Raw genomic sequence first — 15,898 nt, 5'->3', positions numbered from 1 at the left:
GTTTTCAGTTATTATACCTCGATTTCACACGGCTCTAAGGCGCGAAGCGGCGTGCATTCCACAGGGTGGCACGCTGATGATGATTGGGCTGTATTGCTGATTAGCCCGATTTAATCCAAGCCAGTTTGTTTTAGTGCGCAAGCTCTTAGTGCACATGCTCAGGGAACGATCCAAACCATGTTCGGTATTCTAAATAGTTATTTCTCCAACGACCTCGCCATCGACCTCGGCACTGCCAACACCTTGATCTACGTACGCGGCAAGGGCATCGTGCTGGATGAGCCCTCCGTCGTGGCCATCCGCACCGAAGGCGGCCCTGGCGGCAAAAAGACCATCATGGCGGTGGGCCTGGAAGCCAAGCGCATGCTGGGCCGCGCACCGGCCAACATCGCCGCGATCCGCCCCATGAAGGATGGCGTGATCGCCGACTTCACCGTCACCGAGCAGATGCTGAAATACTTCATCCGCCGCATCCACGAATCACGCATGTTCTCGCCCAGCCCCAACATCATCATCTGCGTGCCGGTCGGCTCTACTCAAGTGGAACGCCGCGCCATCCGCGAATCCGCGATCGGTGCCGGTGCGCGTCATGTCTATCTGATCGAAGAGCCGATGGCGGCTGCGATCGGTGCCGGCCTGCCGGTTGCCGAAGCGACCGGTTCGCTGGTGGTCGATATCGGCGGCGGCACCACGGAAGTCGGGGTGATCTCGCTGGGCGGCATCGTCTACGCCAAATCCGAGCGCGTCGGTGGCGACAAGTTCGACCAGGCCATCATCGACTACATCCGCCGCAACTACGGCATGCAGATCTCCGAGCCGACTGCTGAACTGATCAAAAAGAAGATCGGCTCCGCCTTCCCGGGCTCCGAAGTGCTGGAACTGGAAGTCACCGGCCGCAATCTGGCCGAAGGCCTGCCACGCAAATTCACCATTTCCAGCAACGAGATCCTGGAAGCGCTGACCGAGCCCTTGAACGCCATCGTCGGCGCGGTGAAATCCGCACTGGAACAAACACCACCTGAACTGGGTGCCGACATCGCCGAAAAGGGCATGGTGCTGACCGGCGGTGGAGCATTGCTGCGCGACCTGGATCGCCTGCTGGTGGAAGAGACCGGCCTGCCGGTGATCGTGGCGGAAGACCCGCTCACCTGCGTGGCACGTGGTTGCGGACGCGCACTGGAAGAAATGGACAAACTGGGCAATGTATTTGCCAACGAGTGATGCCGCGTCAGTGATTTTGTTCAAGTTTCAGGCCGTTCCATCACGGCCTGATTTTTTATTGCAACCGCCGCTAACGCAACAAGAACTAGCGCAACAACCTCTCACATAAGCCCGGATCAACGCCTGACGAGCCCGCCCAATGGAGCAACCCACCACAGCCTTTTTTGTGCGCGGCCCGCAGCCTTTCACGCGGCTGGTGTTCTTCAGTATCCTGTCACTGGTACTGATGGGCGTTGATGCGCGACTGCATTACCTTACCGAGGTCCGCCAGGGCTTCATGGGCCTGCTGCACCCCCTGCAAGTCGCTGCCAACATGCCGGGCTACTGGTACCGCCAGACCGCGGAATACTGGCAAGGGCATGACGCCATGCTGGCGGATAACCGTCGCCTGCGCATCGTCAATCTTCAGCAAGGCGTCGATCTGCAGCGCCTGCGCAGCATGGAAGAAGAGAACATGCATCTGCGCCAGTTGCTGGGTGCAGTGCAGGAGATCAAACAGCCTGCCCAACTGGCCGAGATCATGAATGTGGACCGCGACCCGTTCACCCAGCGCGTGGTGGTGAACCTGGGCAGCCGCCATGGCATCATGACCGGCCAGGCCGTCGCGGACGGCATGGGCGTCATCGGCCAGGTCACGCGCACCTATCCATTCAGCAGTGAAGTCACGCTGGTCACCGACAAATCGCTGGCCATCCCTATCCAGGTCGAGCGCAGCGGCCTGCGCGCCATCGCGTTCGGGCACGGCCGCGATAACATCATCGACCTGCCCTATCTGCCGACCAATGTGGATATCCAGGAAGGCGACGTGCTGGTCACCTCAGGCATCGACGGCGTCTACCCGCCTGGCCTGGCTGTTGCGAGAGTCACTTCGGTGGAACGTGACAGCGACCTGACCTTCGCGCGCATCGTATGCGAACCAGCTGCTGGCATAGAGCAACATAGACAAGTACTGCTGCTCAAAACGCCGCTGGTCGCTGCAGCGACGCCCATCCCGGACACCCCAGCCGTGAACACCCCGTCCGGCAAGGCGCCGACCCCGACGGCGAAACCCAAGCCCTCCTCGCCTTCCAGCACCACTGCTACACCAGCCTCCAGCACGCCTGCCACCTTGCCAGCGGCCCCAGCCAATGGAGGCACTTGAGCATGTACACCACCAAATCACGCTTCATCTACCTGTCATTGCTGCTGGCATTGTTCATGTCCATGTTGCCCTGGTCTGGCAGCGGCTTGATGCTGAGGCCGGATTTCGTGATGGTGACGCTGATCTTCTGGCTGTGCCGTGCGCCGCATCTTTGTAATATCGGTACGGCCTGGATGGCAGGGCTGCTGATTGACCTTGCCACAGGCGGCCTGTTCGGTGCCAACGCCTTCGCCTACTCACTGACCGCCTTCTTTGCAGTGATCTACCAGCGTCGCCTCACGCTGTTCAATATTCCGCAACTGGCTTTGTTCGTGGGTGCCTTGCTGGCCGTGACCCAGATCACCCAGCTGCTGCTACGGCTGTTCGCGGGCGGCAGCATCCCGGATTGGCACTACTTCCTGCCCAGCCTGACCGGCACATTGTTATGGATCGTCCTGGCCCTGCTGTCCGCTTCGGGCACTGCGCCCACCGGTGCCGCCAGCAACAAACGCAGAAGCTGATCCGCACGGCATGCCCAGCTACCTCGAATTCCGCAACCATCAGCGCGAGCAATACGATTTTCGCTGGCGCCTGCTGGCCGCCAGCATCCTGGTGCTGTGCTGTTTCGGTATCCTGGCCAGCCGTTTCTATTATCTGCAGGTGATGCGTTACGAGCATTATCAGACGCTGGCAGACAACAACCGCATCTCCATCGTCCCTACCGTGCCGAATCGCGGCCTGATCTTTGACCGCAACGGCGTGGTGCTGGCGCACAACTATTTCGTTTATACCCTGGAGATCACGCCAGGCAAGGTGGACGATCTGGAACAGACCATCGCCGATATCAGCGCACTGGTCCCGGTCAGCAAGCTGGACCGCAAACGCTTCAACAAGCTGCGCGCCGAGAATCACAATTTCATCAGCGTGCCTTTACGCAGCCACCTCACTGAGACCGAAGCGGCCAGGTTCGCCGTGCACCGCTACCGCTTCCCCGGCGTCGAGATCCGTGCCCGGTTGTTCCGGCACTACCCGCAAGGCACACTGGGCGCGCACCTGATCGGCTACATAGGCCGCATCAACGACAAAGACATCAAGAACCTGACCGAGGCTGGCGACCTGTCCAACTACAAGGGTTCCGACCATATCGGCAAGGGCGGTATCGAACAATATTACGAACGCGAGCTGCACGGCGTCACTGGCAGCCAGCAGGTAGAGATCGATGCCGACGGGCATGCGGTACGCGTGCTGTCCAGCGTGGCGCCGGTGGCTGGGGAAAACCTCATCCTGTCCATCGACAGCACCATGCAGAAGATAGGCGAAGAGGCGTTTGCCGGACGGCGCGGCGCGCTGGTGGCCATCGACCCCAAGACCGGCGAGATCCTGTCTTACGTGAGTCAGCCCAGCTTCGATCCCAATCTGTTTGTGGATGGCATCGACAGCGAAAACTGGAAAGCGCTCAACGAATCGCTGGACCGGCCATTGGTGAACCGCCCCTTGCACGGCGTGTATCCGCCCGGCTCCACGCTGAAACCCTTTGTGGCGCTGGCCGGCCTGGAGGCAGGCAGACGCGAACCACCCTTCAGCATCAGCGACGCTGGTTACTTCAGCCTGCCCGGCAAGACCCACCGCTATCGCGACTGGAAGCCTGCCGGCCATGGTCAGGTGGACATGCGCAGAGCCATCACTGTGTCCTGCGACACCTTCTTCTATGGCCTGGCGCACGAGATGGGCATAGACCGGCTGACCGACTTCCTGCAGCACTTCGGTTTTGGCCAGAAGACCGGCATCGACATCCAGGGCGAGAATGGTGGCCTGCTGCCCACACCGGCCTGGAAATGGAAACGCTGGAAACAACCCTGGTATCCGGGCGAGACGGTGATCACCGGCATAGGCCAGGGCTACACCTTGGTGACACCCCTGCAACTGGCACACGCTACCGCGATCTTTGCCAACAACGGGGTGGCCATGCGGCCGCACCTGGTCACCAGCATACAGAACAACCGCACCGGCATCTCGCGCCCGGTCAAACCTCAAGTGATGGACCAGATCGCGCTGGCGCCCAAACACATCGACCTGGTCAGAGAAGCCATGGTGGATGTCACGCGCCCCGGTGGCACGGCGGTGATCGTAGGGGCAGGCAGCCCCTATTCCATCGCCGCCAAAACAGGGACGGCACAGGTGATCGGCATCAAGCAAAACGAAAAATACGATGAAAAGAACATCGCCGAGCGGCACCGTGACCATGCGTTGTTCATCGCCTACGCCCCAGCGGAAGATCCCAAGATCGCTGTGGCGGTGATCGTCGAGAACGGCAGTCACGGTGGCTCTACCGCCGGCCCGATCGCACGCAAGGTGATGGATTACTACCTGCTGGGCAAGCTGCCGGATGCGCAGCCAGCCGCAGCTGCAGCACTGCCAGCGCCCGAACCCATAGAAGAGGAGCACAGCGAAGCACATGATTGAGCGCATCTACCTGTCGCTGAGCAAGCATATCGATGGCTTTCTGATGAGCACCATCATCCTGGCGCTGGTGGTCGGCATGGCGGTGCTGTACAGCGCAGGCGGCCACAGCGTGGGCCGGATGCAGGCACAGGCCATCAATATCGTCATCGCGCTGTCCGTATTGTGGGTGACTGCCAACGTGCCGCCACAACACCTGCAAAGGCTGGCACTGCCCATCTATGTGCTAGGCCTGCTGCTGCTTGTTGGCGTTGCCCTGTTCGGCGAGATCAGCAACGGTGCACGGCGCTGGCTGCATCTGGGCGTGGTGCGTATCCAGCCTTCCGAGATCATGAAGATAGGCGTTCCCATGTTGCTGGCCTGGTACTTTGCCCGCCATGAAGCCAGCCCGCGCTTGCAGCATCACTTGATGGGTGCGCTGCTGCTGGCGGTGCCGGTGGTGCTGGTCATGAAACAGCCCGATCTGGGAACTTCCCTGCTCATCGCGGCATCTGGCTTCTATGTGCTGTTCCTGGCTGGCTTGAGCTGGCGTTTCATACTGGGCGTGGGTGCCAGCATCGCGGTCGCAGCGCCGATTTTGTGGACCATGCTGCACGATTACCAGCGACGCCGTATCGAGATCCTGTTCGACCCGTATCAGGATCCGCTAGGCGCCGGTTACCACACCATTCAGGCCACCATTGCGCTAGGCTCGGGGGGGCTGGCCGGCAAAGGCTGGCTGAATGGCACACAGGCGCAGCTGGATTTCATCCCGGAACGCACCACTGACTTCATCTTTGCGGTGTTCGGCGAAGAGTTCGGCATGTTGGGCAACATCCTGCTGTTGCTGCTCTATCTGCTGATCATAGGCCGCGGGCTGTTCATCGCCGCCTACGCACAAAGCACGTTCGGACGCCTGCTGGCAGGCAGCATCACCATGACCTTCTTCACGTACGCCTTTGTGAACATCGGCATGGTCAGCGGCATCCTGCCAGTGGTGGGTGTGCCCTTGCCGCTGATCAGTTACGGCGGCACTTCACTGGTGACACTGATGTTGGGCCTGGGCATCCTGATGAGCATCAAAACCCACAAAAAACTGGTATCCAGCTGATGAAAACCACCTTACTGCTGTTTATATGTGCATTACTAGTGGCCTGTGGCAGTGCCCCCAAAAAGCCCAGCCCGGCGCCTGGCGGCAAAGGCGGCGGCTATTACCTGGATGACGGCCCGGGAGACAACGCACCTGCCAATCTGGACAGCATCCCGGACGCCGTGCCGCGCGCCGAACCGCTGATGGACCGTGCCAACAAACCGTATATGGCACTGGGCAAGCGCTATGTGCCCATGACCAGCCACACGCCCTACAAAGCGGAGGGCATCGCCACCTGGTATGGAAAGCGCTACCACGGCAGCAAGACCGCCAGCGGTGAGGTGTATGACATGTATGCCATGACCGCCGCCCACCCGACCCTACCGCTGCCCAGCTATGCGCGTGTGACCCATGCCAGCAACGGGCGTAGCGTGGTGGTACGCATCAACGACCGCGGGCCTTTCGTAGCGGGCCGCGTGATCGACCTTTCCTATGTGGCCGCGCATCGCATCGGCCTGCTTGGCCCGGGTAGCGCCAAGGTGATCGTCGAGGCGATCGATACCAGCGGCGGCTCGGCAAGCGCTACGGCGTCCGCTACTGCAGCCCCCATGGTGAACAGTTTTTCAGCTGGCGTGTATCTGCAAGTCGGTGCTTTCAATGAAGAAAGCAATGCAGATCGCCTGCGCCAGCAACTGAATCAGCTGCTGGATAACCCCGGCGTGCAAAAAGTGAATATTTCAAGCTGGTATAATAGGAACTTGTATCGTGTACGCTTGGGTCCTTACAGCGACCGTGAACAAGCCGAGCAAGTGCAAGCCAAAATCCGTCAGTCCCTGGGGATAGACGCCATCCTGCTTTATCAGCAATAACGCGAGAAGACTATTTATGCCTTTATTCAAAGCCCTGACCGCCACCGCCCTGCTCCTGATCGCCATGAGCAGCCTGGCAGCCCCTATCCCGCCACAGCCCACACTGGCGGTCAAATCCTATGTATTGCGTGATTTCAACAGTGACAGCGTGCTGGCTCAACAAGCCGGTGACGAGCGGGTAGAACCGGCTTCGCTGACCAAGATCATGACCGCGTACATGGTATTCAAGGCATTGAAGAACGGCCATCTGCAGTTGACGCAAACCCTGCCGGTCAGCGTCAAGGCCTGGAAGGTGGAAGGCTCCAAGATGTTCATCGAGCCCAACAAGCCGGTCACCGTGGACGAACTGCTGCACGGCACCATCATCCAGTCCGGTAACGACTCTTCCATCGCGCTGGCCGAAGGCATAGGCGGTACTGAAGAAGTGTTCGCCGAACTGATGAACAAGGAAGCCGCCCGTCTGGGCATGAAGAACAGCCATTTCATGAACGCCACCGGCCTGCCCGACCCGCAGCACTACACCACCGCGACTGATCTGGCCATTCTGGCTGCAGCCCTGATCCGTGACTTCCCGGACGATTACAAGCGCTTGTACTCGGTCAAGGAATACACCTATAACAAGATCACCCAACCCAACCGCAACACGCTGCTGTGGCAGGACCCGTACGTAGACGGCATGAAGACCGGTCACACCAAATCGGCAGGTTACTGCCTGATCACCTCGGCCAAGCGCGGCGATACGCGCATGATCTCGGTGGTGCTGGGTGCCGGCTCCTCCACCTCGCGTGCCACTGAAAGCCAGAAGCTGCTGAATTACGGCTTCCAGTTCTACGAATCCACGCTGGTTTACAAGCGCGGTCAGAAGGTCAACAACTTGCGCGTCTGGAAAGGCGCTGAGCCTTCTATCGACGCCACGCTGGCACGTGACCTGTCGGTTACCCTGCCCAAAGGCGATTACGCCCGCGTGAAAGCCAGCATCACCAGCACGCAACCTCTGGTTGCCCCTATCAGTGCCAATCAAGCCATCGGCAAGATCACGCTGACCCTGGACGACAAGGTACTGGTTGAGCGCAACCTGATCGCCAGCAAGGCGGTGCCTGCGGCTGGCATCTTTGGTCGCCTGGTCGATAGCGTCAAACTCTGGTTCGAGTAAACCCTCAACCTTGAGCCAGACCGTCTACCTGAATGGTGAATTCCTGCCCTTGCATCAGGCGCAGGTCTCGGTTCTGGACCGTGGGTTCATCTTCGGCGATGGCGCTTACGAGATCATCCCGGTCTATTCGCGCCATGCATTCCGGCTACAGCAACACCTGCAGCGCTTTGCCGCCAGCCTGACGGCACTGCGGCTCAGCAACCCGTACAGCAATGCGCAATGGGCGGCACTGGTACAGACCCTCATCGCGCGACAGGATGAGGCAGATCAGTCTATCTATCTGCACGTTACACGCGGTGTAGCGCCACGTGACCATGCGTTCCCGGCTGGCGTCAGCCCTACCGTGTTCATGATGAGCAACCCGCTGATCACGCCTTCGGCAGCGCAGATCAGCCAGGGGGTGAGTTGCATCAGCGCAAGCGACATACGCTGGGACCGCTGCGACATCAAAGCCATCGCCCTGCTAGCCAATGTGCTGTTGCGGCAACAGGCTGTCGATGCCGGTGCCGTGGAGACCATCCTGTTCCGTGACGACATCCTCACGGAAGGCGCGGCCAGCAATATCTTTGCAGTACGCAACGGGGTCATCCTCGCACCGCCCAAGGATCAGCACATGCTGCCCGGCATCACCTATGATCTGGTACTGGAGCTGGCCGCCCAGCACAGCGTGCCGGTCGAGATCGGTTATTTTGCTTCCAGCGTCATACGCAGCGCTGATGAGCTGTGGATCACCTCGTCCACCAAGGAGGTGCTGGCCATCGTCACACTCGACGGTCAGCCCATCGCCAACGGCCAGCCCGGTCCGCTGTTCAAACGCATGCTGGGCTGGTATCAAGACTATAAACAACAGGTAATGCGACATGGCTGAACAGGAAACCCTGATTGAATTCCCCTGCGACTTTCCCATCAAGGTCATGGGGGAGACGCATGATGACTTTGCCGCCACCATCGTGGCGCTGATCCGCCAGCAGTTGCCAGAGTTCGATGCCAGCCGCGTGGAGATGCGTGCCAGCTCCGGTGGCCGTTACATCAGCCTGACCTGCACCGTATACGTGACCAGTAAGCCGCAACTGGACGATATCTACCGTACGCTCAGTGCACACCCCATGGTGAAGTTCACGCTCTGAGGCCATGGTCGAATCGACGGGATTGATATGACCATGCTAACGCCGTTGCTGCGGCGACTGGGGCGCAGCGATTATCTCGCCACCTGGCAGGCCATGCAGGCGTTCACGGCGGCACGCGATGCCAGCACTCCTGACGAGCTGTGGCTCACCGAACACCCACCCGTCTACACGCTGGGCCTGAACCGCAAGGACGCACGCCCACCCAGCCGTCAGGACATTCCGCTGCTGGAAGTGGATAGAGGCGGCAAGATCACCTACCATGGTCCGGGCCAAGTGGTGATCTACCTGCTCATCGACCTGCAACGCCGTGGCTTGACGGTGCGCCAGCTGGTGAGCTGTATGGAGCAGGCCGTGATCGCCCTGCTCAGCCAGTACGGCATCAGCGCCCAGGCGCGCAGCGATGCGCCAGGCGTCTATGTACAAGATAGCAAGATCGCCTCGCTGGGGCTGCGCGTCAAACAGCAGCGCTGTTATCATGGCCTGGCGTTGAATGTCGCCATGGATCTCGCCCCATTCGCCGCCATCGATCCATGCGGTTATCGCGGCTTGCAAGTGACCCAGCTCAGCCAACTGGGCGTGCAACAGCCCGTAGATCAGGTCGCAGAACAGTTACTGTCCCTGCTGACCGCCCAATTTGAGCAGTATGCAGACCAGAAAGCCATAAGCACATGACCGAAACGCTCATCACGCCAGCGCAGCGCAAACCTGCGGGCGTCAAGGAAACCAGCGCCGAAAAGACTGCGCGCATCCCGATCAAGATCATTCCGCAGCCCGCCTTGCGCAAGCCGGAATGGATACGCATGAAAGTGCCGGATTCAGCGCGTTTTCAGGAGATCAAACAGATCCTGCGCGACAACAAGCTGCATACCGTCTGCGAAGAAGCCTCCTGCCCCAACATCGGCGAATGCTTCAGCGGCGGCACCGCCACCTTCATGATCCTGGGGGATATCTGCACACGGCGCTGCCCGTTCTGCGATGTATCGCACGGCAAGCCATTGCCACCGGACACGCAGGAGCCCGAGAACCTGGGACGCACCATCGCGCAGATGCGCCTCAACTATGTGGTGATCACCTCGGTAGACCGCGACGACCTGCGCGACGGCGGCGCCCAGCATTTTGTCGACTGCATCACCGCGGTCAGAACGCATAGCCCGGCGATCAAGGTGGAGATCCTGGTACCTGATTTCCGTGGACGGCTGGACCGCGCCATCCAGATCCTCACGCTGGCGCCACCCGATGTCATGAACCACAACCTAGAGACGGTGCCGCGCCTGTACAAGGAAGCGCGCCCGGGTTCGGATTACCAGAACTCGCTGAACCTGCTCAAAGTGTTCGGCGAACAACACCCGCACGTGCCGACCAAATCCGGCCTCATGCTGGGCCTGGGCGAAACCGACGAAGAGATCCTGCAGGTGATGCAGGACCTGCGTAACCACGGCGTCACCATGCTGACGCTGGGGCAGTATCTGCAACCCAGCCCGCACCACCTGCCCGTCAAACGCTTTGTTACGCCGGAACGCTTCCGACAGTTCGAGGCCGAGGCGACGGCAATGGGGTTCACGCATGCCGCATGCGGGCCTATGGTGCGCAGCAGCTATCACGCCGACCAGCAGGCGCATTCGGCCGGGATCAGTGTGTAGAAGTACGCGAATCTTTATTTGATGATGTGGCTACATCAAGACGTGTAACTCAAGTACCCATAAGCTCCGTACCAGACTTTAGAATAAGGTACTTAAATATCTAATCGGCACTCGGCCTTGGAGTAAGGTTTTTAAAATTACACATTGGGGAGTTATCAATCACTTGATTATTCACATCAAGCCACTGTATCTGGAATCCACTTTTAGACACAAACAGCCCTACTGAAATTGCCGTCTCTGGAGCCGATGATCCCCAGGTTAGAACTTCCGTAGGTAACGGCATTCCCATCAATACACCGCCTGTATTTTTAAGAACAGCATATACTGCCCAATCATTTATTGATTGATCAAGTATGGTTACCGTACCAATAACCGTTCCGTTAGTGACCTCCGCAACAAACAAATTTTCAGCAGGGGAGATTTCCCCTTCAGAAATTGTTTGATGACTCATCCATAGCCGGTCCAATGTACTTCCAGTAGTAGAATCACTGTAATGGAGTTTCACGTCATAACTATTAGCACTCGTCATTTTGATCATTCCTATCATTTATTAGCACCGGTTACGATAAAGGATTATTTCCAATGAATTGCTGTGTACTCCAGGCAGTTAGGTTGACAAGCAAGTTGTAGTCTTCCGCCGAATATTGTGTTGTAAATGTTCCGATATTTGGAAAATCACTCGACGGGGTATTGGCATCAGGCGGGACTAAGTCACTCCAGGAGGCTACTGGACTTAAATAGAACCAGTAAATCTCTACGGTGCGTTCACCTTCAACATTAAACAACTCATTGGCCAACGTCGTAAGTGTTTGTTTATAAGCAGCAGGATGCTGCAATACAGGCGCCTTGGGCAAGACATAACGGCCATTTTGACTTACATTACCTCCAGTGGCGGCCTGCCATAGCCCCTGCAGCACCTCAGCAAAATCTTCGCTTGGGAAAATCTGGGCCGTCATTGCTGATTGCTTTTCAAACCATTGCAAATGCTTATCTGGATTTGTTTTCGGCATCAACACATACCCGCTGCCAGGCACATAGCCCTGATACCCAAATAATCTGGATATCTGGTCATCCACCTTGACATTGGTACAGTCGATTATTTGGCCATCACTATCAACGATACCTGCAGTAACTGAGTCGCCATCACATAAGGACAACGCACTGCCTGTGTTCACAAACACCAGAGCAGTGTCAATGTCAGTGTAAGAAAGCAATGAAGCAAGCCCAGTATTCTCAAGTAAGCCGCCATCATAATAATGTGTGACGTATGATTTAGGCGTAACCGAGCTTTCTGGTAAATTGGCTGGCGTCCAATAAGGATACATAGGCACAATCAGTTCGGCCAGTTTCTCTAGAATCTTCATTATTTCATCTAGTAGCTTATTGAGAAGCCACTTCAATATCTTTTGCTCAATTGGCCCGAAACTGATACTCAGAACGATGTCCCGCTCTTTTTTGAAATCGTCCAAACTGACAATTTGAAAAGTCAGAGGAAGACTTGCCATCAGATCTTCATCTGTCATCCTCAGCAAGCGATGCGCAAACTGCTCGTCTGTCAGCTTGGCAATTTCCTCTGCTGTGTGTTTTGATAAACAAGACGATAAAAACCGTGCTGCATCAGCACCTCGCTCAATTAACAAATCAGCGAGTTCATCTGACGCTCGATCACCTATATATTTTGCGATGGCAGCAGCAATAAATGCTGAACTGACGCCTATGCTGTCTTCCAGTCCCCAAGGACTCGCCTGCTTGACATGAATATACTCAGGGACGCTATCGCCTGCGTGTAGGCAAGGGATTGAGTTATACGCAAATGTAGCAATCTGTGCCCCACCCACGGGTAGTCCTGAAGAATTTACAATTCCTGCAGCGGTAAGTGGAACACCCGTAAAGATCGGCGTTGCTTGCGCAAGAACGGCAAATGAGTTTTTCGGATTCTTTGCCTGACTTGACTCAATAGCCTGCATTGCCATGTTGCATACATGGAAAGGCCTGGAACCACGGAAACCATCGTCCACCGCTGGATAGAAAGATGCATCCAACGCGTCTGCGTTTCCACCTATTGTTTGTAACGAATAACTATAGGTGGATATTGGAACGCTATATCGATCTTCTTCAAGCAAGCCGTATGGCTTCAAGAAATGTTGACCTACGATGGTTTGCCACATTCTGGACAGATTATTGAATTTTCCATGCCCGAATGCATCATCCAGCACCAGAAGCACCATTTGGACAGCCAATGACTTGAATGCGAAATTATCATTAGTAATCACTGCCCCGATATTTCCATCAGCTGGCTTTGTCCCTACAATCAATGGCGTCAAAGACTGTGGAGATGCATAAGTTCCAAGAAATTGACTATCTGAAATAGTGGGTTGATCAAGGTATGTGAAGGGGCCCGACAACCAGCTTCCTCCAGAAACAGATGACAAAATACGGACCTGATCCAGAAGTGGTTTGTCATTGTATTGGATGAGGCTCAGTGCTTGTAATTGCCCAACACCCGCTGTCATCGCTCGCGACCCACCGCCACTAATGCAGACTCCGATTGGTACCTTATCGCCTGGATACTCGGTTGAGGCTCCAATTGCATCAAACGCAGCCCTGACCGTATTGGGCTGACTCAGTTTATAAGCGACAAGCAAAGCAGAAGACTGTAGCCTTACTAAAGAAAATATTTCAGGGCTAGCACTGCCGTTCTGATAGACATTAAGAGAGAACCCCATCGGGGTCTCAATTAATTCAAGAACGATCCCATAGTCCGCCGGAGCTGCTCCATAGGGTTGTTCAACATAGAGAGACTTGGTCGTCATTGGGCTTGATTTAGGCCCATACAGCATGTTTGTCTTGGAGTGCCGGAAATAGACTCCCCAATCATTTAAATTTGATGTCCCCTGGTCTGTCTGGTCATCGCTGTAATTAAAATAAACATTGGGTAACTGAATCACCTCTTTGGCCGCAATCGAGCTACCACCGCGTCGCTGGAAGTAATACATCAACGGCAAATTATCTTGTAGCTTGCCAGAACTTGTTGCACCCTGTTGATGGGTTATCCATATCTCAGCTATTTCTTGTGATGTCGAATTTATAAAATAACAAGCAGCAGAGTCTGAAAGTCTTTGTGCTTGGTATGCATCGTCACTACCTGGAGGATTTGACATGTTCTGACCTCTTAGTTGTTACTGGGCAAATTATTCTCGGAATTAGTAACCTCCAAGAACGTGACGGTTAACGATTTATCATCTGAACTACTTTTGAACGTATAAGTGCCTTGGTCATAACTCAATTTCGAAGTTGTCCCGTTAAATTCAATCTGGTAACCAATAAACCTTGGCGACACCGTCAGCGTTACAATTTCCCCTGAAGATCCGGAACTAGAAGGATAGTGATAGTCAAAATCCACGCCAATCTTCGGGTTGTCCTGACTCACCCAGGAGAAGGTACCTTGTGGCCCGCTTTGAAAATTACCTCTCTGATCCATATACACCTGACTGGACTGATAAGTCTGATCACCCGAGCTGTCTATAATTGAGACAGCAGGCAGCAGCATGGAAGGTGGCGTGCAAACCGGAGTTGTACCGTTGTGTTTCCCATCATTTCCAATTTCGACAGAGAAATTGGTGGCTATAAGGTCGAAGCTAGTTTTATTGACACAGATAATATTTAAGTAATGCATACCTTCTCCTATGCGTTCTTATCCAGCGTTACATATCCACTTGCCATAACCCGATGCTGTCTTAAATGGTTAGCCTATTGCTCAGCTTTCCGCGAAGACTTGATCAAGCGGTTCACCAGAACATCCCTAAGCGTTCCTTGATCCGGCATTAAAGACGTGTCAAGAACTGCCTGCAGTACCTTGTCAGCCTGCTCAGCTTGCCCCTCATATTCAAGCAGCTTGGTTTGCGCGTATTGTCCAGAGAACGAATGCGGATCCAGCTTTAATGCCCGGCGAATCGACGATTTCGCCTCCGTCACTTGTCCTTTGTTAAGCTGGATGATAGCTAAAGCGCCATGGCTTTCCGAAAACGTATCATCCATCGCCATGCTCTTTTGCACATACTCTTCTGCTAAAGACCAGTTGCCTTGAGCAATACAGCACCAAATCAGCGCCTGCCATGTACCAAGGTGGTTCGGCATGTATTTCACGGCATGATCAAAGCTACCTTGCGCTTCAGGCAAACGATTCTGCAACATCTCCGCCAGGCCCTTACCCAACCATGCGCGACCATTATTTACTTTACGCTGAATAGCCTGCTCAAAGCAGGAAAGTGCTTGATCATCGTCTTGATCAATAAGGTAGAGCGATCCCTGACTTGCATAGGTATCGGCAGATGGATTTCCGCTCTTCATAGCCACCGCTACATAGTAGGCTGCTGCTTGATAATCCTCATTATCGATATGAAGTGAAGAAAGCATCCCTGCCAGTACGGCATCATCAGGATGCTGTGAAATAACAGCCTGTGCCAGATCAATCGCCTCGGAAACCTTAGCCAGATGATGTAAAGCGGCAACTTTCAAATGCAGCATCTGTGGAATATCTTTGTATTGAGCCTCCGCATCATCCAGCAAAGCAAGTGCCGCCTCGAAATCCCCATCCAAAGCCCGGCAATAAGCCAAATTGTAACGAATCACAGGGGCACCTTGACCTTCCGAAATCAGCGCCTCAAATTCAGACTGTGCAAGCCCCACATGGTGAGTACTCAGGTTGACAAGGCCTCGCAACGCCTTCAATTCAGCATGGGCTGGCGCAATTGTTAAGCCTCGCTCAGCAAGTTCCAATGCTTGATCAAAGAGCCCCAGTTCATACGCCATATTGCCTGACGCTATGATCAGGCTGAGATTGCCCGGATCGACTTCCAAGAATTGAAGATACCGGCTGAGCTGTTCTTTTGTCGCCATCTATGTGCTCTTGTAAAGGTTTCAGAAATAAGTAAGTCGTGACTTATTGAATCGAGTTTATCGTAATTCAAAGCTTTGAAATAAATTTCAGCGGTCCCCTAAACCGCAGGAGATAAGAGGAGACCTATTGAGTTGGTAGGTCATGATGCGTTACGCCATGGCACTTAACGAAGACAAGGGGACGTCATGGTAGGGGTTGTCACTGGAAGCGGGTTGGGGTTGGCGGGGAGTTCAGCGAATGTGCTGGGCAGTGGCGGCCAGTTAGGTCTTCCGGTGGTGACGGCGCATGGGGATGCGGCGTATGTGAATGCGCAGACTGGCAATCTTGTTGTGCAGCGTC

At 55.6% G+C, this 15,898-nt stretch carries 15 protein-coding genes; 11 read left to right on the top strand and 4 right to left on the bottom strand.

All coding sequences use genetic code 11. The features are described from left to right. The first annotated feature begins 177 nt into the window (after positions 1-177). The 11 genes from ED236_RS11745 (at position 178) to lipA (ending at position 10,659) form a co-directional block, all read left to right on the top strand. Positions 178-1,221 (top strand): rod shape-determining protein, encoded by a 1,044-nt coding sequence (locus ED236_RS11745; protein WP_123238184.1) that lies wholly within the window; start codon positions 178-180, stop codon positions 1,219-1,221. 139 nt (positions 1,222-1,360) lie between these two features. Next, positions 1,361-2,362: a rod shape-determining protein MreC gene (gene mreC, locus ED236_RS11740; protein ID WP_123238183.1), complete on the top strand. Its 1,002-nt coding sequence runs from the start codon at positions 1,361-1,363 to the stop codon at positions 2,360-2,362. 2 nt (positions 2,363-2,364) lie between these two features. Beyond that, on the top strand, positions 2,365-2,862 hold the full coding sequence (mreD, locus tag ED236_RS11735; RefSeq protein WP_123238182.1) for a rod shape-determining protein MreD: 498 nt from the start codon (positions 2,365-2,367) through the stop codon (positions 2,860-2,862). 10 nt (positions 2,863-2,872) lie between these two features. Continuing rightward, a complete protein-coding gene (gene mrdA / locus ED236_RS11730) occupies positions 2,873-4,804 on the top strand; it encodes a penicillin-binding protein 2 (protein WP_123238181.1) in 1,932 nt (643 codons plus the stop codon). Continuing rightward, the gene (gene rodA / locus ED236_RS11725) at positions 4,797-5,891 is read left to right on the top strand and encodes a rod shape-determining protein RodA (protein ID WP_123238180.1); all 1,095 of its coding nucleotides are present in this window, start codon (positions 4,797-4,799) and stop codon (positions 5,889-5,891) included. Before mrdA ends, rodA begins: the two co-directional genes overlap by 8 nt. Next, a complete protein-coding gene (locus tag ED236_RS11720) occupies positions 5,891-6,739 on the top strand; it encodes a septal ring lytic transglycosylase RlpA family protein (protein WP_123238179.1) in 849 nt (282 codons plus the stop codon). Before rodA ends, ED236_RS11720 begins: the two co-directional genes overlap by 1 nt. Before the next feature lie 16 nt (positions 6,740-6,755). Beyond that, on the top strand, positions 6,756-7,892 hold the full coding sequence (locus tag ED236_RS11715) for a D-alanyl-D-alanine carboxypeptidase family protein (RefSeq protein WP_123238178.1): 1,137 nt from the start codon (positions 6,756-6,758) through the stop codon (positions 7,890-7,892). 10 nt (positions 7,893-7,902) lie between these two features. Then, positions 7,903-8,760 carry a D-amino acid aminotransferase gene (locus ED236_RS11710; protein WP_123238177.1) on the top strand — a complete coding sequence of 286 codons (858 nt, stop codon included), beginning with the start codon at positions 7,903-7,905 and terminating at the stop codon, positions 8,758-8,760. Then, a complete protein-coding gene (locus ED236_RS11705; RefSeq protein WP_123238176.1) occupies positions 8,753-9,019 on the top strand; it encodes an HP0495 family protein in 267 nt (88 codons plus the stop codon). The genes ED236_RS11710 and ED236_RS11705 overlap by 8 nt, the downstream gene beginning before the upstream one ends. A 33-nt stretch (positions 9,020-9,052) precedes the next feature. After that, positions 9,053-9,691, top strand: coding sequence for a lipoyl(octanoyl) transferase LipB (lipB, locus tag ED236_RS11700; protein WP_123238262.1), 639 nt, complete (start codon positions 9,053-9,055; stop codon positions 9,689-9,691). Then, positions 9,688-10,659 (top strand): lipoyl synthase, encoded by a 972-nt coding sequence (gene lipA, locus ED236_RS11695; RefSeq protein ID WP_123238175.1) that lies wholly within the window; start codon positions 9,688-9,690, stop codon positions 10,657-10,659. Before lipB ends, lipA begins: the two co-directional genes overlap by 4 nt. A 100-nt stretch (positions 10,660-10,759) precedes the next feature. Here lipA and ED236_RS12420 read toward each other — a convergent pair whose 3' ends face one another. The 4 genes from ED236_RS12420 to ED236_RS11685 all read right to left on the bottom strand — a co-directional run bounded on the left by ED236_RS12420 (position 10,760) and on the right by ED236_RS11685 (position 15,558). Further along, a complete protein-coding gene (locus ED236_RS12420; RefSeq protein WP_148042302.1) occupies positions 10,760-11,110 on the bottom strand; it encodes a hypothetical protein in 351 nt (116 codons plus the stop codon). A gap of 109 nt (positions 11,111-11,219) precedes the next feature. Next, complete coding sequence (locus tag ED236_RS11690; RefSeq protein ID WP_123238174.1) at positions 11,220-13,820, bottom strand: hypothetical protein; 2,601 nt, start codon at positions 13,818-13,820, stop codon at positions 11,220-11,222. An 11-nt stretch (positions 13,821-13,831) separates the two neighbouring features. After that, complete coding sequence (locus tag ED236_RS12415) at positions 13,832-14,335, bottom strand: hypothetical protein (protein ID WP_148042301.1); 504 nt, start codon at positions 14,333-14,335, stop codon at positions 13,832-13,834. A gap of 74 nt (positions 14,336-14,409) precedes the next feature. Continuing rightward, positions 14,410-15,558: a tetratricopeptide repeat protein gene (locus ED236_RS11685; RefSeq protein WP_123238173.1), complete on the bottom strand. Its 1,149-nt coding sequence runs from the start codon at positions 15,556-15,558 to the stop codon at positions 14,410-14,412. Positions 15,559-15,898 lie beyond the last annotated feature (340 nt).

It is taken from the genome of Pseudomethylobacillus aquaticus, from assembly GCF_003730115.1.
Taxonomy (GTDB): domain Bacteria; phylum Pseudomonadota; class Gammaproteobacteria; order Burkholderiales; family Methylophilaceae; genus Pseudomethylobacillus; species Pseudomethylobacillus aquaticus.
This window is presented reverse-complemented; position numbering and strand designations above follow the sequence as displayed.

Coding starts and splice junctions, on each gene's coding strand:
- lipB (WP_123238262.1), top strand. CDS start 9,053: ATGCTAACGCCGTTGCTGCGGCGACTGGGGCGCAGCGATTATCTCGCC.
- ED236_RS12415 (WP_148042301.1), bottom strand. CDS start 14,335: ATGCATTACTTAAATATTATCTGTGTCAATAAAACTAGCTTCGACCTT.
- mrdA (WP_123238181.1), top strand. CDS start 2,873: ATGCCCAGCTACCTCGAATTCCGCAACCATCAGCGCGAGCAATACGAT.
- ED236_RS11720 (WP_123238179.1), top strand. CDS start 5,891: ATGAAAACCACCTTACTGCTGTTTATATGTGCATTACTAGTGGCCTGT.
- ED236_RS11685 (WP_123238173.1), bottom strand. CDS start 15,558: ATGGCGACAAAAGAACAGCTCAGCCGGTATCTTCAATTCTTGGAAGTC.
- ED236_RS12420 (WP_148042302.1), bottom strand. CDS start 11,110: ATGAGTCATCAAACAATTTCTGAAGGGGAAATCTCCCCTGCTGAAAAT.
- rodA (WP_123238180.1), top strand. CDS start 4,797: ATGATTGAGCGCATCTACCTGTCGCTGAGCAAGCATATCGATGGCTTT.
- mreC (WP_123238183.1), top strand. CDS start 1,361: ATGGAGCAACCCACCACAGCCTTTTTTGTGCGCGGCCCGCAGCCTTTC.
- ED236_RS11690 (WP_123238174.1), bottom strand. CDS start 13,820: ATGTCAAATCCTCCAGGTAGTGACGATGCATACCAAGCACAAAGACTT.
- ED236_RS11745 (WP_123238184.1), top strand. CDS start 178: ATGTTCGGTATTCTAAATAGTTATTTCTCCAACGACCTCGCCATCGAC.
- mreD (WP_123238182.1), top strand. CDS start 2,365: ATGTACACCACCAAATCACGCTTCATCTACCTGTCATTGCTGCTGGCA.
- lipA (WP_123238175.1), top strand. CDS start 9,688: ATGACCGAAACGCTCATCACGCCAGCGCAGCGCAAACCTGCGGGCGTC.
- ED236_RS11705 (WP_123238176.1), top strand. CDS start 8,753: ATGGCTGAACAGGAAACCCTGATTGAATTCCCCTGCGACTTTCCCATC.
- ED236_RS11715 (WP_123238178.1), top strand. CDS start 6,756: ATGCCTTTATTCAAAGCCCTGACCGCCACCGCCCTGCTCCTGATCGCC.